The organism is Agrobacterium vitis (genome assembly GCF_013337045.2).
In the GTDB taxonomy this organism is placed as follows: domain Bacteria; phylum Pseudomonadota; class Alphaproteobacteria; order Rhizobiales; family Rhizobiaceae; genus Allorhizobium; species Allorhizobium vitis_B.
The window spans coordinates 953,829-967,452 of the sequence record NZ_CP118259.1; the positions used below are offsets into that span (position 1 = coordinate 953,829).

At 59.5% G+C, this 13,624-nt stretch carries 11 protein-coding genes; 4 read left to right on the forward strand and 7 right to left on the reverse strand.

The features are described 5' to 3' along the window. Positions 1-14: 14 nt before the first annotated feature. Positions 15-1,535, forward strand: coding sequence for an exopolyphosphatase (gene ppx, locus G6L01_RS04430; RefSeq protein ID WP_070167352.1), 1,521 nt, complete (start codon positions 15-17; stop codon positions 1,533-1,535). Positions 1,536-1,580: 45 nt separating this feature from the next. Here ppx and mntR read toward each other — a convergent pair whose 3' ends face one another. Then, positions 1,581-2,066 carry a manganese-binding transcriptional regulator MntR gene (mntR, locus tag G6L01_RS04435; protein ID WP_070167460.1) on the reverse strand — a complete coding sequence of 162 codons (486 nt, stop codon included), beginning with the start codon at positions 2,064-2,066 and terminating at the stop codon, positions 1,581-1,583. A 286-nt stretch (positions 2,067-2,352) separates the two neighbouring features. Between mntR and G6L01_RS04440 the strand changes: the two genes are divergently transcribed. Further along, on the forward strand, positions 2,353-3,714 hold the full coding sequence (locus G6L01_RS04440; RefSeq protein ID WP_070167351.1) for an Nramp family divalent metal transporter: 1,362 nt from the start codon (positions 2,353-2,355) through the stop codon (positions 3,712-3,714). A gap of 102 nt (positions 3,715-3,816) precedes the next feature. Here the strand turns inward: G6L01_RS04440 and G6L01_RS04445 are convergent, their stop codons facing one another. The 5 genes from G6L01_RS04445 to G6L01_RS04465 form a co-directional block, all read right to left on the reverse strand. Continuing rightward, complete coding sequence (locus G6L01_RS04445; RefSeq protein WP_070167350.1) at positions 3,817-4,794, reverse strand: small ribosomal subunit Rsm22 family protein; 978 nt, start codon at positions 4,792-4,794, stop codon at positions 3,817-3,819. A gap of 76 nt (positions 4,795-4,870) precedes the next feature. Continuing rightward, positions 4,871-5,365, reverse strand: a complete 495-nt coding sequence (locus G6L01_RS04450; protein WP_070167349.1) for a GNAT family N-acetyltransferase — start codon at positions 5,363-5,365, stop codon at positions 4,871-4,873. Further along, a complete protein-coding gene (gene rnd / locus G6L01_RS04455) occupies positions 5,365-6,519 on the reverse strand; it encodes a ribonuclease D (protein WP_070167348.1) in 1,155 nt (384 codons plus the stop codon). Before rnd ends, G6L01_RS04450 begins: the two co-directional genes overlap by 1 nt. A 252-nt stretch (positions 6,520-6,771) precedes the next feature. Beyond that, the gene (locus G6L01_RS04460; protein ID WP_070167459.1) at positions 6,772-8,184 is read right to left on the reverse strand and encodes a multicopper oxidase family protein; all 1,413 of its coding nucleotides are present in this window, start codon (positions 8,182-8,184) and stop codon (positions 6,772-6,774) included. An 85-nt stretch (positions 8,185-8,269) separates the two neighbouring features. Next, a complete protein-coding gene (locus G6L01_RS04465) occupies positions 8,270-9,505 on the reverse strand; it encodes an MFS transporter (protein WP_071206481.1) in 1,236 nt (411 codons plus the stop codon). A 219-nt stretch (positions 9,506-9,724) separates the two neighbouring features. Between G6L01_RS04465 and aspS the strand changes: the two genes are divergently transcribed. Then, complete coding sequence (aspS, locus tag G6L01_RS04470) at positions 9,725-11,530, forward strand: aspartate--tRNA ligase (RefSeq protein WP_070167458.1); 1,806 nt, start codon at positions 9,725-9,727, stop codon at positions 11,528-11,530. A 4-nt stretch (positions 11,531-11,534) separates the two neighbouring features. Continuing rightward, the gene (locus tag G6L01_RS04475) at positions 11,535-12,065 is read left to right on the forward strand and encodes an FUSC family protein (RefSeq protein WP_070167346.1); all 531 of its coding nucleotides are present in this window, start codon (positions 11,535-11,537) and stop codon (positions 12,063-12,065) included. A 79-nt stretch (positions 12,066-12,144) separates the two neighbouring features. Here G6L01_RS04475 and G6L01_RS04480 read toward each other — a convergent pair whose 3' ends face one another. Further along, on the reverse strand, positions 12,145-13,368 hold the full coding sequence (locus G6L01_RS04480) for an AsmA family protein (RefSeq protein ID WP_070167345.1): 1,224 nt from the start codon (positions 13,366-13,368) through the stop codon (positions 12,145-12,147). Positions 13,369-13,624 lie beyond the last annotated feature (256 nt).

A 13,624-nucleotide genomic window follows, 5' to 3' on the forward strand; every position in this document is an offset into this window, starting at 1 on the left:
CAAACTGGATACGCATGACCCAATCCGAAGCGCAGGGGCGTCTCCCCGGAATTTCCCCTGTTTCCGTTGTCGATATCGGTTCGAATTCCATTCGTCTTGTCATCTACGAGGGCCTGTCGCGGGCGCCTGCCATTCTCTTTAACGAGAAAGTGCTGTGCGGCCTGGGCAAAGGCCTCGCCAAGACCGGCAGGATGGATGAAGAGGGTGTCAGGCGCGCGCTTTTGGCGCTGAAGCGTTTTCATGCCTTGTCGCAGCAGGCCCGTGCGGTGTCCATGCATGTTCTGGCAACGGCTGCGGCGCGAGAGGCGCAGAATGGCCCCGCGTTCATCGCCGAGGCCGAAGAGATCCTCGACCATAAAATCGAAGTTCTGTCCGGCGAGGAAGAGGCGCTCTATTCCGCCTATGGCATCATCAGCGGCTTTCACGACCCGGATGGCATTGCCGGCGATCTGGGTGGCGGTTCTCTCGAGCTGGTCGATGTCAAGGGGCAGGTGATTGGCAAGGGAATTACCCTGCCCCTCGGCGGCTTGCGGCTATCGGAACTATCAGAAGGCTCCCTTGAAAAGGCGGCCAGTTTTACCCGCAAGCAGGTTCGCTCCGCCAGCCTTTTGAAAAATGGCCAGGGCCGGACCTTTTATGCGGTCGGTGGCACATGGCGCAATATCGCCAAGCTGCATATGGAAATCCGCAATTACCCCCTGCACATGATGCAGGGCTATGAAGTGTCCACAGCCGAGATGATGCAGTTTCTCGACGAAATCATCACCGGTGTCAGCGCCCGCGCGCCCGCTTGGCAGACCGTCTCCAAGAGCCGCCGCACATTGATTCCTTTCGGTGCGGTTGCCCTTCGCGAAGTGCTGGAGGCCATGCAGCCCGCCCGGGTCTGCTTTTCCGCCCAAGGCGTGCGCGAGGGCTATCTCTATTCCAAGTTGTCGGACGAGATCCGTGCGCTGGACCCCTTGCTGGAAGCCGCCGACGAATTGGCAATCCTGCGCGCCCGCTCACCGGAACATGCGCGTGAGCTTGCGCAATGGTCCGGCGCGATGATGCCGTTTTTCGATGTCGTGGAAACTGAGGAAGAGGCGCGCTATCGTCAGGCCGCCTGCCTTCTGGCTGATCTGAGCTGGCGCGCCCATCCCGATTATCGCGGCTTGCAGGCGCTGAACCTGATTGCCCATTCCTCCTTTGTCGGCATCAGCCATCCGGGCCGGGCCTTTATCGCGCTCAGCAATTACTACCGGTTCGAAGGCCTGCATGATGATGGGCAGACGGGGCCGCTCGCCACCATTGCCACGCAGAGACTGCTGGACCGGGCAAAGCTGTTGGGCGGTTTGCTGCGTGTGGTCTATCTGTTTTCCGCCTCGATGCCCGGCGTGGTCCATAACCTGACGTTTGAGCGCTCAAAGCGCCCGGATCTCGACCTCGAATTCGTGGTGCCGAAGGACTATCACGATTTTGCCGGTGAGCGCCTGGACGGACGTTTGCAGCAATTGTCGAAACTGACCGGCAAGCGGCTGGCATTTCGGTTTGAGTGATCCGGTCCAGAAAAAGTGCGACGTGGTTTTCCGTTCAGGAATGCTCTATCGCTCACTGATGTCTGGCGTCTTTGCCAATGACAACGGCACGCCCTCAGCCAATGCCTTGCGAAAAGCCGCGAGCGTTTCAGCGCTGACATAGTGCTCGATGCCTTCGGCGTCGATCCGGGCGGTCTTTTCGCAAACACCAAGCATTTTTAGAAAATCCTCGACGGTTTCATGCCGCTCCCGGCTTTCCTGCGCCAGCTTTTCTCCTGCCTCGGTCAAAAATACACCCCGATAGGGCTTGCGGGAAATCAGGCCGCCTTCAGTCAGCCGGGCCAGCATTTTGGCCACGGTCGGCTGGGCTACGCCGAGCCGTTGGGCGATATCCACCTGTCGGGCCTCCTGACCTTCAGCGATCAGATCGGCAATCAGTTCGACATAGTCCTCCACCAAAGCGCTGCGCTGCGCCTCACGCGCCTGTCGGAACCCTTCGGAATGGGCGTCGGCATCCGGCAGGGCGCTGGTACGGGGCTTTGAAGGTGACATGCGCGCCAAATGCGGGTCCTCGTGTTCAATTGCTCGTTCGCCCTGCACCATTTTGGGCGCAACCGCGCGCTGTGCCTAGTTCGGGCGAAACAATGCAGTAGCAAGTCTTGGCCGTGATGGCCAGAGTCTGTCAGGCTTCGATAAAGACACCGAGTTGTAGGGTGTCGCCCCTTGGCCAAAGGCATCGAACAAAGCCAAGGCAATAGAATATAGCCTATTGCATAATTCAAAAAACCGGCGCAGATTGTTGCGAATTAATCGCAATAAAAACAGGCTACGGGCACTTATGTCGAAATTGGAAACTAGTCCCGCCCCGAAAGGGGCCTGGGGTTTTGCGCGGCCGGGAGATGACCGCGCCAGTCTGCCGGAAGTACATGCCTCTATCCATGTGCCGAAGATTGGTTCGTGGATGCGCAAGCTGATGGCCTTTGCCGGGCCGGGCTATATGATTTCGGTTGGCTATATGGACCCCGGCAATTGGGCGACGGATATCGCCGGTGGGTCGCAGTTTGGCTACACGCTTTTGTCGGTCATCATGATTTCCAACCTGATGGCGATCCTGTTGCAGGCGCTGTCAGCCCGGCTTGGCATTGCCACCGGGCGGGATCTCGCCCAGGCCTGCCGCGACCATTATTCGCCGCCGGTGCGCATCTGTCTGTGGCTGGCTTGCGAAGTGGCGATTATCGCCTGCGATCTGGCGGAAGTGATCGGCACGGCCATTGCGCTGCAATTGCTGTTCGGCATTCCGCTGATCGGCGGCGCGCTGATTACCGCGCTCGATACGTTTTTGCTGTTGCTATTGATGAACAAGGGGTTTCGGTTTCTGGAAGCCTTCGTGGTGTCGATGCTGACGATTATCGCCCTGTGTTTTATGGCGCAGATCATCGCGGCCCAACCGCCAGTCGCCGAGATTCTGTCGGGCTTCATTCCGTCCACGGAAGTGATCACCAATCGCGAAATGCTCTATGTCGCTATCGGCATTATCGGCGCGACGGTCATGCCGCATAATCTCTACCTGCATTCCTCCATCGTCCAGACCCGCGCCTATGAGCGCAATGACCGTGGCCGCAAGGATGCGATCAAATGGGCGACGCTGGATAGCACGATTGCGCTGATGCTGGCGCTGTTCGTCAATGCCTCGATCCTGATCATCGCCGCCGTGGTGTTTCATGCCAATGGCCGCACCGATGTGGCTGAAATCGAGCAGGCGCATCAATTGCTGTCACCGCTTCTGGGCTTCGGCCTTGCCTCCACCCTGTTTGCCGTGGCGCTGCTCGCCTCCGGCATCAATTCCACTGTCACGGCAACGCTGGCCGGGCAGATCGTCATGGAAGGGTTCCTGCGGCTGACCATCCCCAATTGGGCGCGCCGCCTGCTGACCCGCTGTCTGGCAATCATTCCGGTGGTGATCGTCACCTGGCTTTACGGCAACAAGGGAACGGCGGAACTGCTGGTGCTCAGCCAGGTCATCTTGTCTATGCAATTGCCCTTTGCCGTCGTGCCGCTGGTGCAATTCGTCAGCGACAAGCGCAAGATGGGGTCGTTCGTCATCTCCCGCTGGACGGCGGCCTTGGCCTGGGTGATTGCCGCGATCATCATCGCGCTCAATCTCAAACTGCTTTGGGATGTCTTCAGCGGGGCTGTGTAAGCGCCAGTACGGCAAAGCTTGCAAGCCAATGCTCGCCCATATGTCAGCATGTCACATGGGCGAGTGCGGCTTCGATATCGAACATCCTCTGCGGCATGGTCATCAATCTTCCTGCTCCGCGATCAGCAAGTCACCCCAATCGGCCCGGCGTGCCGCCTTGAACAGAGCGCCATCACGGCGGCTGAGAGTGGTTTCCGCTGCCGTTCCATCGCCTTGGCACAGTTTCAGCTTCACCATGCCGCTGGCCAGCCTGGGCGGCAACAGCACCCGCGCTCCAGATAGGGTCACAGGCTGGCGCGAGGCGGCGATGAAAATGTATTTCTCGTCTTCCCACGGCACTTCGCCCTGTTTCACCTGCCGATGCAGGCGAGAACGGGCGACGCGCCTTGAAAAGTGGCACCAGTCCGGGCTGGTGATCGGACAGAGCTGCTGGTGAGGGCAGGGTGCAAGCAGATGGGCGCCCGCATCGAGAAGTGCCTGCCGTGCCGTGACGATCCGCTGCCAGCCTGCCGGCGTGCCGGGCTCGACAATGATGATCGTGCCGCCGGTCAAGGCCCAGAGCTTTGCCGTCATGCTTGCCACCGCATCGATAGGCAATTCATCGAGCACATAGGCAAGTGTCACCAGATCGGCAGGAGCCATAGGCGGCAGGGTCTTGGTGAGATCGCCCGCCTGCCAGTCGCAGGCAAAGGGCAGCGCCAGCGACAGGCTTTTGCCGATGGCGCGAATGGCGGGGCTGGCCTCGATCAGCGTCGCCTGTTGCAATTGCGGCCAGCAATCGGCGGCGGCCCAGAGGGCGGTGCCGGGGCCGGAGCCAAAATCGCTCAAGGTTCTGGGCGCAAAATCCGCCTGCACTTCGGCCACCATCTCCATTGCCGCCCTGACGGCGGCGAAGGTGGCGGGCAGGCGGGCGGCCAAATAGGCGTGGGCGGCGAGATCATCGCTGATATGCAACTGCCCGTCGCGCACTTCCTTACGGTAGCGCTGCGACAGGCGCTCGGCAGCCTTCATCAGCGGTGCCAGCGGCTGGTTTTCCAGCAGGCGCTCGACGGCGCTTTTCAAGGGTGAGGGGAGTTCCACGGCAAGGGTCCGGCAGGTTGAAGAGTTGGGAAGTAGCAGCGATTATTGAGCGGACTGTGAGTCAATATCAGTCTTATCAGCCGGACGTTACGCTGTCCCATTCCGGTTTCAGCAGTGACATCTGCACGAGATCGCCGCGCTGGTCCTGACGGTGGCCATAGGCCCCGCGCAGCACGCCTTCCTGCTGAAAGCCAAGCTTGCTGTAAAGCGCGTGGGCGCGCCGGTTGTTTGGTATGTGGGTCAGCCAGATCCGGTAGGCGGAGGTACTGGTGAATGCCCAGGTGAGCGCAAGCCGCATCATCGCTGTGCCGGTTCCCTTTTCGGGCGCGGCAACCACGACGCGCTTGATATAGAGATTATCCTGCGGATCGTTGATGTCACGGAACAACACGAAGCCGAGGGGCTCGCCACCCGGCGACACGGCGATCCGATAGGCCTTCGCCGGGTCATTGAGATTGGCAAGGTGTTCCGCCGCGCTGAACCGACCGACCAACAGGTCGTAGCCGGGCTGGCGCTCCGCTGACATCATGAAACCGATATCTGCCTCTGTGGCCGCGCGCAGCGACACCATCAGGGTTCGATAAATTCGACGGCTTCGATCTTCTTGCCGACGAAGCGAAGGGCAACGCCGCCATTGATCAGCTTTAGCGCCGACTCGCCGAACAGATCACGCCGCCAGCCGCGCATGGCCTGCACATCGGCCTGTTCGCCCTCAACGGCAATCTTTTCCAGATCGTCGGTATTGGCAATCATCTTGGCGGCGACACCATGCTGTTCGCAGGTCAGGCGCAGCAGCACCTTGAGCAATTCCACCGCCGGTGCCGTGCCTTCCGGCACGTGGTTCTGGCGCTGGACCTGCGGCCATTCGGCCTTGGGAATTGCCAGCGCGGCATTGACCGCCTCGATGATCGCGCCGCCCGGCGTCGAGCGCTCCCAACCCTTCGGAATGGTCCTCAGCCGTCCCAGCGCCTCGACATCCCGGGGCTGCTGTTGGGCGATTTCGAAAATGGCGTCGTCTTTGATCACTCGTGAACGCGGCACGTTGCGGGCGCGGGCCTCCCGCTCACGCCAGGCGGTCACGGCCTTCATCACCATCAGTTCCTGCGGTTTTCTCAGACGCATCTTCAGCCGTTGCCAGGCGTCGTCTGGATGGAGGTCATAGGTGTCGCGGGATTCGAGAATGGCCATTTCTTCGCTCAGCCAGCTGGCGCGGCCTTCACGCTCCAACTCGGCCTTCAGCGTCAGATAGACATCGCGCAGATGGGTGACATCAGCCAGCGCATAATCCAGCTGCTTTTCAGAGAGCGGACGGCGGCTCCAGTCGGTAAAGCGCGAGCTTTTGTCGATATGGATATTCTTGATCTTCTGGACCAGCTGGTCATAGGACACGCTATCGCCAAAGCCGCAGACCATGGCGGCGACCTGGGTGTCGAAGATCGGATGGGGAATGAGATTGCCCAGATGAAAAATGATTTCGATGTCCTGGCGCGCGGCATGAAACACCTTGATCACATCGCCATTGGCCATCAGCTTGAAAAAGGGAGCAAGATCGATCCCGTCAGCCAGCGGATCAACAATGACTTCCAGATCTGGACTGGCCATCTGGATCAGGCACAGCTCCGGCCAGAAGGTGGTTTCGCGCAGGAATTCGGTATCGATGGTGATAAATTCAGATTTGGCCAGTTTTTCGCAAGCGGCTTCTAAATCTTGAGTTGTGGAAATCATTTGGCCCCGGCATATTTCTTCGAATTCATATCTTTCCTTTCCGCTTGTGTCCTGGTTGTCAAGTTGATGACAAGGTTTGAGCCTGCCAAGCTTTAAAACTCCCCGGTTTTTCACTGAAGGTGACGGTTTTGTGACCTGCTTGCAACGCTGGCCGTCAAGCAATTCATTCAATGCGCTCCGCCATGATTGGCGGCATGTTTCCACTTCTGGACGAAAACGGACATCATGGCATTGCGGCGCGGCAGGGTCTTTTTACGCCACCCGGATATAGCTTGTCATGCCAGTCTTCTGATGCTCGATGATATGGCAATGCAAAACCCAGTCGCCGGGATTGTCAGCCACGAAAGCCAGTTGAACCTTTTCATCGGGCATGACCAGATAGGTATCGGAGATCAGCGGTACAGCAGGGCGGTTGTTGGAGGCGATCACCTGGAAATTCATGCCATGCAGATGGATGGGATGGGCGTGCGGCGTGTCGTTCACGAGGTCGAAGATATAGCTCTTGCCCAGCTTCAATTCCGCCAGTGGCGCGGTCGGGTCCGGGGTGTCGCCCGGCCAGGTCACCTTGTTGATCGCCCAGAAGGAATAGCCGAGCGTGCCGCAGATTGACTCTTTCGCGCCGTTTTCCGCCGTGGCGGAAAGCACCAGCGGAATATGCTGGGCGGATGAAAGATCGGGCTTGTCGAAAGGATTGGGCCGCAGCGGTGGCACGTCCTTCAGATCGCGTTTTAAGGACGCGCCGGTGGCGCGGAAGCTGACCACGGTTTTTGGCGTGCTGGGGCGAATATCGGTCAGCCGCGCCTCGCTGCCTTCGCTGTCGGGCATTTTCAGGATGATGTCCATGCGCTGGCCGGGGGCAACGATGGCAAGCTCCATCGGCAGGATCGCTGGCACCGGCTGGCCGTCCAGCGCGACGATCACCGCCTGCGCGCCTTCCAGCTTCAGCGTATAGATCCGCGTCACGTCGGTATTGACGATCCGCACCCGGGTAAAGCCGCCGCTGGGCGCATCGTAGCGCGGCTCCACCTGCCAATTGGCGGTGCGCACGGTGCCGAAGGTTCCGGCCCGGGCCGTGTCGCGTGGCTTGAATAGCGCGATGAACTGGCCATCGTCGCCCAGCCGCCAGTCGCGCAGATTGAGATCGATTTCCGCGTCGAAGACCGGGTCATCGCGGTCCTCGACCACGATCATTCCGGTCATGCCCGTCGCCATCTGGGTCAGCGTGTTGCAATGCGGGTGATACCAGAACGTACCGGCATCGGGCGGTGTGAAGGCGTAATCGAAGCTGTCGCCCTGATAGACATAAGGCTGGGTCAGGAAAGGCACGCCGTCCATGGCATTAGGAATCCGCAAGCCATGCCAGTGAATAGTGGTGGCATCGTCGATATGGTTGATGAGTTTTGCCGCGAAAGGCTCGCCCCGGCGCATGCGGATGGTGGGTGGCATTGCCGCCGTTTGGCCAGGCAAAGCAAAGCTCATCAGCTTTTTCGTCTCATGGCTGCCGTCGAGGGTAGCCGAGGTAAACCTCGCCTCGATTTCCAGCGGCTTGGGGGCGGCAAACGCCATGCGTGGGCCTTGGAAGCGGCTGGCAATGCCGAGGCCCGCGCCATAGGCACCGGCAACAACGGAGGCTTTCAACAGGGTGCGGCGGGAGAGAATGGGCATGATGGGCGGTTCCAGCGTCGGACGGGACGCAGATCTTTTAAAGTTGATTGTGGAAATCAGCAATATCTTAAGGCCGCCGCCGAGCCTATTTCCGCTTTGTCCGGACGGGTGCTGCGAGCTTGCTGAAAAAGGCCGAGGTGCGCAGCAGCGCCCGGAAGGGATAGCGCCGCTCCTCCGTCGGGACCGCCTCGCGCGCCCGCATCCGCAGCAGGGTATAGAGGATGAACAGTGCCAGCACGACGACCATATAGCTAAACAGCGCCCTTGGTCCGAAATGGTCGAGCAGGACGGAGGCAAACATCGGCCCGACCACGGCCCCGCAGGACCAGAAGAACAGCGTGCCCGCCGAGACCAGCGCATGCTGGCCGGGGGCTGCGTGGTCATTGGCATGGGCCGAGCACAGCGAATAAAGCGGCATGGCAAAGGCACCGAACAGGAAAATCCCGATGAAATTGAGGATCTCGCTCGCTCCCGCCACGAAGGTCAGGAACAGCCCAGCCAGCATGGCACCGCCTGCGGCCACCAGAATGATGGTGCGCCGATCCAGCTTGTCGGAATAATGGCCGAGCGGATATTGCAGCACCACGCCCGCAAAAATCCCGATGCTCATGAATGTGACGATGGCCGTGACCGACATGCCGATGCCTTCGGCATAGATCGGTCCGAGCGACCGGAAACTGGAATTGGTCAGCCCCACCACAATGCAGCCGATGGTCGCCAGCGGCGAAATGCCCCACAGGGCCTTGATGTTAAACTCCACATGCCGGGGCGGGGTGGGGCTGGTGCGGTCGGCAAAGGAAATCGGCACCAGCGACAGGGACAGCGCCATGGCGATCAGCGCAAACAGATCGACACCGGAAATCCCCACGGCCGGAATGATATATTGCGCCACGGTGACCGAGCCGAGATCGACGAAGCGGTAGATGGACAAGGTGCGCGCCCGGGTGTCGTTGGTGACGCGGGCATTGAGCCAGCTTTCCACCACGGCGAACAATCCGGCAAAGCAGATGCCCTGGATCAGCCGCATCGAAAACCACGCGGCAGGGTGGATGAAGATCAGCATGGCGATGGAGGCGGCAGAGGCAATTGCCGCCAGCCCGGCAAACGCCCGGATATGGCCGATTTCCCGGATCAGCCGGGTGACATAGATGCAGCCGATAGCAAAGCCGATATTATAACCGGTGCCGACCACGCCGATCATTGTCGTCGAGAACCCTTCTTCAAGGGCGCGCAGCGAAATGAACGTGCCCTGCAAGCCATTGCCGCCGATCAGAATACCGGCGGTGACGAGCAGGGGCAAAAGCGGACGGATATTGTTCATGATGGGCCGGATTTTCAAAAGCAGGTGAGTCGGGCTATAACAGCATGCGACGTTTACCCCGGCAGGAGATGCCGATATAGCGTAAATCCAAAGCGTAAAAGCCTGTAGCCTTGACAAATCGGGCCGGCCATGCGCTTTTCCGCCCGATTTTCCATGCCAGCCAAGCGCGCATTCCTTGCGTCCGTGCTGACCTTTTACACATGTCCAGGATCGTTCGAAATGCATCGTTACCGCAGCCACACCTGTGCCGCTCTCCGCAAGTCCGATGTTGGTGCCACCGTGCGCCTTTCCGGCTGGGTCCACCGCGTCCGCGACCATGGCGGCGTTTTGTTCATCGACCTTCGTGACCATTACGGCATCACGCAGGTGGTGGCCGATCCCGATAGCCCGGCTTTCAAGCTGGCCGAGACCGTGCGCGGTGAATGGGTGATCCGCATCGACGGCGTGGTCAAGGCTCGCGCCGATGAGACGGTCAACAAGGCCATGCAGACGGGCGAAATCGAGCTGTACGCGCAGGAAATCGAAATTCTGGCCGTGGCCAAGGAATTGCCGCTGCCGGTGTTTGGTGAGCCGGACTATCCGGAAGATGTCCGCCTGAAGTATCGCTTCATCGATCTGCGCCGCGAAACCCTGCACAAGAACATCGTCAAGCGCACCCAGATCATTTCGTCCATGCGCAATGGCATGAGCGAGCTTGGCTTTGCCGAATACACCACGCCAATTCTCACCGCCTCTTCGCCGGAAGGTGCGCGCGACTTCCTGGTGCCGAGCCGCATCCATGAAGGCCAGTTTTTCGCTCTGCCGCAGGCTCCGCAGCAGTATAAGCAGCTGTTGATGGTGGCTGGTTTCGACCGCTACTTCCAGATCGCACCTTGCTTCCGGGATGAAGACCCGCGTGCCGACCGTCTGCCGGGTGAGTTCTACCAGCTCGACGTGGAAATGAGCTTCGTGACCCAGGAAGATGTCTGGACCACGATGGAACCGATGATGACCAAGGTGTTCGAGCAGTTTGCCGAAGGCAAGCCTGTGACGAAGCAATGGCCACGCATTCCCTATGATGAAGCGATCCGCAAATACGGCTCCGACAAGCCAGACCTGCGCAACCCTATTGTTATGCAGGCTGTGACCGAGCATTTCGCGGATTCAGGCTTCAAGATTTTCGCAAGCATGATTGCCTCCAACCCGAAGGTTGAGGTCTGGGCGATCCCGGTCAAGCATACGGAAGCAACGGGCGCGATTGGCCGCGCCGTTTGCGATCGCATGAATGCCTGGGCGCAATCCACCGGCCAGCCGGGCCTTGGTTATATCTTCTGGAAGGAAGAAGACGGCAAGGTTGGCGGTTCCGGCCCTCTGGCCAAGAACATTGGCGAAGAGCGCACAGCTGCCATCGCCGCCCAGCTTGGCCTTGGCGCTGGCGATGCCTGCTTCTTTGTCGCGGGTGATCCGGCCAAGTTCTACAAGTTTGCTGGCGAAGCCCGCACCCGTGCAGGCGAAGAGCTGAACCTTGTTGACCGCGACCGTTTCGAAATGTGCTGGATTGTCGACTTCCCGTTCTACGAATGGAGCGAGGAAGAAAAGAAGATCGATTTCGCCCACAACCCGTTCTCCATGCCGCAGGGCGGCTTGGAAGCCTTCGACAGCCAAGACCCGCTGACACTCAAGGCTTACCAGTATGACGCCGTCTGTAACGGCTTTGAAATCGCTTCCGGCTCGATCCGTAATCAGTCGCCGGAACTGATGGTCAAGGCGTTTGAAAAGGTTGGTCTCAGCCAGACGGACGTTGAAGAACGCTTCGGCGGCCTCTACCGCGCCTTCCAATACGGCGCACCGCCGCATGGCGGCTGCGCATTCGGTATCGACCGTGTGGTCATGCTGCTGGTGGGCGCCAAGAACCTGCGCGAAATCTCGCTGTTCCCGATGAACCAGCAGGCGCAGGATCTGTTGATGGGCGCACCGGCTCCGGCAACGCCGACCCAGCTGCGCGAATTGGCGCTGCGCGTGGTGCCGACGCCTAAGAAAGACTGAACCGATGTGGTCCCGGTTTGCTAGCCATATCCGGGATGCCTTCAGCCATGCGACCGCCGCAGCCTTAGCTGCGGCGGTCGCATTTTATGGTGCACACTGGCTGTTCGGCCACCAGCAGCCGATCTTTGCCGCGATAGCCGCGATCATCTGTCTGGCTCCGGGCATTCCCAATCACCTGCGCCAAGGTATCAATGTTGTCATTGGCGTGACCATCGGCATCGCGGTCGGCGAGCTGATCTTTCTCCTGCCGATAAGTGTGCTCGGCATCCAGATTTCGCTGGCCATATTCGCCGCGATGTTTCTGGGCGCGCTGGCCAATCTGGCACCCGTTACGCCTATCCAGGCTGGCGCCTCAGCACTTCTGGTCATCCTGCTTGGCCCTGCGACCGGCGGGCTGGTGCGCTTTCTCGATGTCATCATCGGCGTCTCCACCGGTCTTGTCTTCGCGCTCATCCTGTTTCGCAATGCGACGAAACTTCATGATACTGCTACCGCGCCCAGCAAGGATGCAGGGCAGGGGCCGCAGGAAAAATAGCGCAATCTGCAATAACGCATTCCACAAAAAAGCCGCCAGTCTGGCGGCTTTTATCGTCTGTGTTCGAGCTTGACGCTCCTCAGTCGTTCGACGTTACCTTTGCGCCGAGCACCTTGGGCAGGGTCTCCGGTGCGCCCATGGCTGCGCCGACGATCATCGGGAAGGGGACCGGGTTCTGCGGTTCCGCGGAGATTGTCAGGCTCTTCGGATTATCGATATAGGCATTGACGGCTGACGTGACGACGTTCTGGAAATCGCCAAGCTTGGCCTGGGCCAGCATCAAAGGCGTCATGGCCTTGACCATCTGGCCCATATCCTTGCCCGAGACGCCTTGTTGGCTGCCGCTATAGGCCAGCGCCCGCTCAGTAATGCCAGCGTCGTCGAAGCGGATATCGGCGCCCAGGAAGGACATTTGCTGCATCAGGCCGAGAATGGCGATGCCGGAGGCCTGCTGCGCTTGCGGGTCCTTGGCATTGGTTTCCATGGCCCGGGCGGTTTCCTGAAGTTGCTTGACCAGGTCCAGGGTATAACCGGACAGGCCGAGCGCCACCGTCAGCTTACCGACATTCTTGAAATCGAGCGTGTAGTTTTGAACGTCAATCGTTCCCGATTGCAGTTCCCAGCTGCCTTTCATGGTCATGCCGCCATCCAGCATGCTGATCCCGAGCTTTTCGATTGCATCGCGGCTCTTTGGATCATCGACGGTGGACAGATCGAGTTTGAAACCTTTGACAGACCCCTCGAAGGCAAGGCTGGCGCCATCGTCCTCGATTGCCGTTGTCGCTTCGGCCTCGGCCATGGACAACACTTCCTTGCCATCCGCCTTGACGCTGATCGGGCCGCTATGGGCTTTTTCATAAAACAGCATGGAGGCGAGATCGCCGCCATCGGTCTTGGCCGGCACGGTAACGCCGGACAGATAGAGATCGGAGGCGGTGACGGTCGAGTTGTTTTCAACCAGATTGAGCGGCTGAAAATCGACCCGGTCGATCTCGTAGGAGCCGTCCTGGTTTTCAATCACGCCGCTCATCTTCACGTCGCCGATCGAGACTGGTGTCGAATCCGGGCCGGTGTCCGACGCCTTGGCCGGCTTCAGCTTGGTGCCGCGCAGGGTGACGACATCGCCGTTGATGTCGATGGAACTGGCGGTAATGGCGGCATTGCCCCCGGTGTAGGATTTATTGATCTTGGCGAGCAAATCCTGGCCATCCAGCGCGAAAGCTGCCGAGGGAAGCACGAGAATGGCGGCACTGGCCGAGAGGATACGGCGCAGGACGGGCCCGGCGGATTTATGCGTCGTCATAACAATTCCCTCTAAGAACAAAAGGATATGCGCGATTGCGCGGTCATGATCCTTTATAAGACAGTACGGAAATCCGCCATGCTTTTTGTCGTACTACTGCATAATTCCTTAAATCGGGTTCGATTTAAGGAGAAAATTATGCAGCAGATATAAAGAGCTACAGCGCCGTGCGCCCTATAGGGCGCACGGCGCTGTAGTTTGATTTTGTCTCATAGACCGTAAAGGCCCGGATCGGATAATCCACAGGTGCATCCCC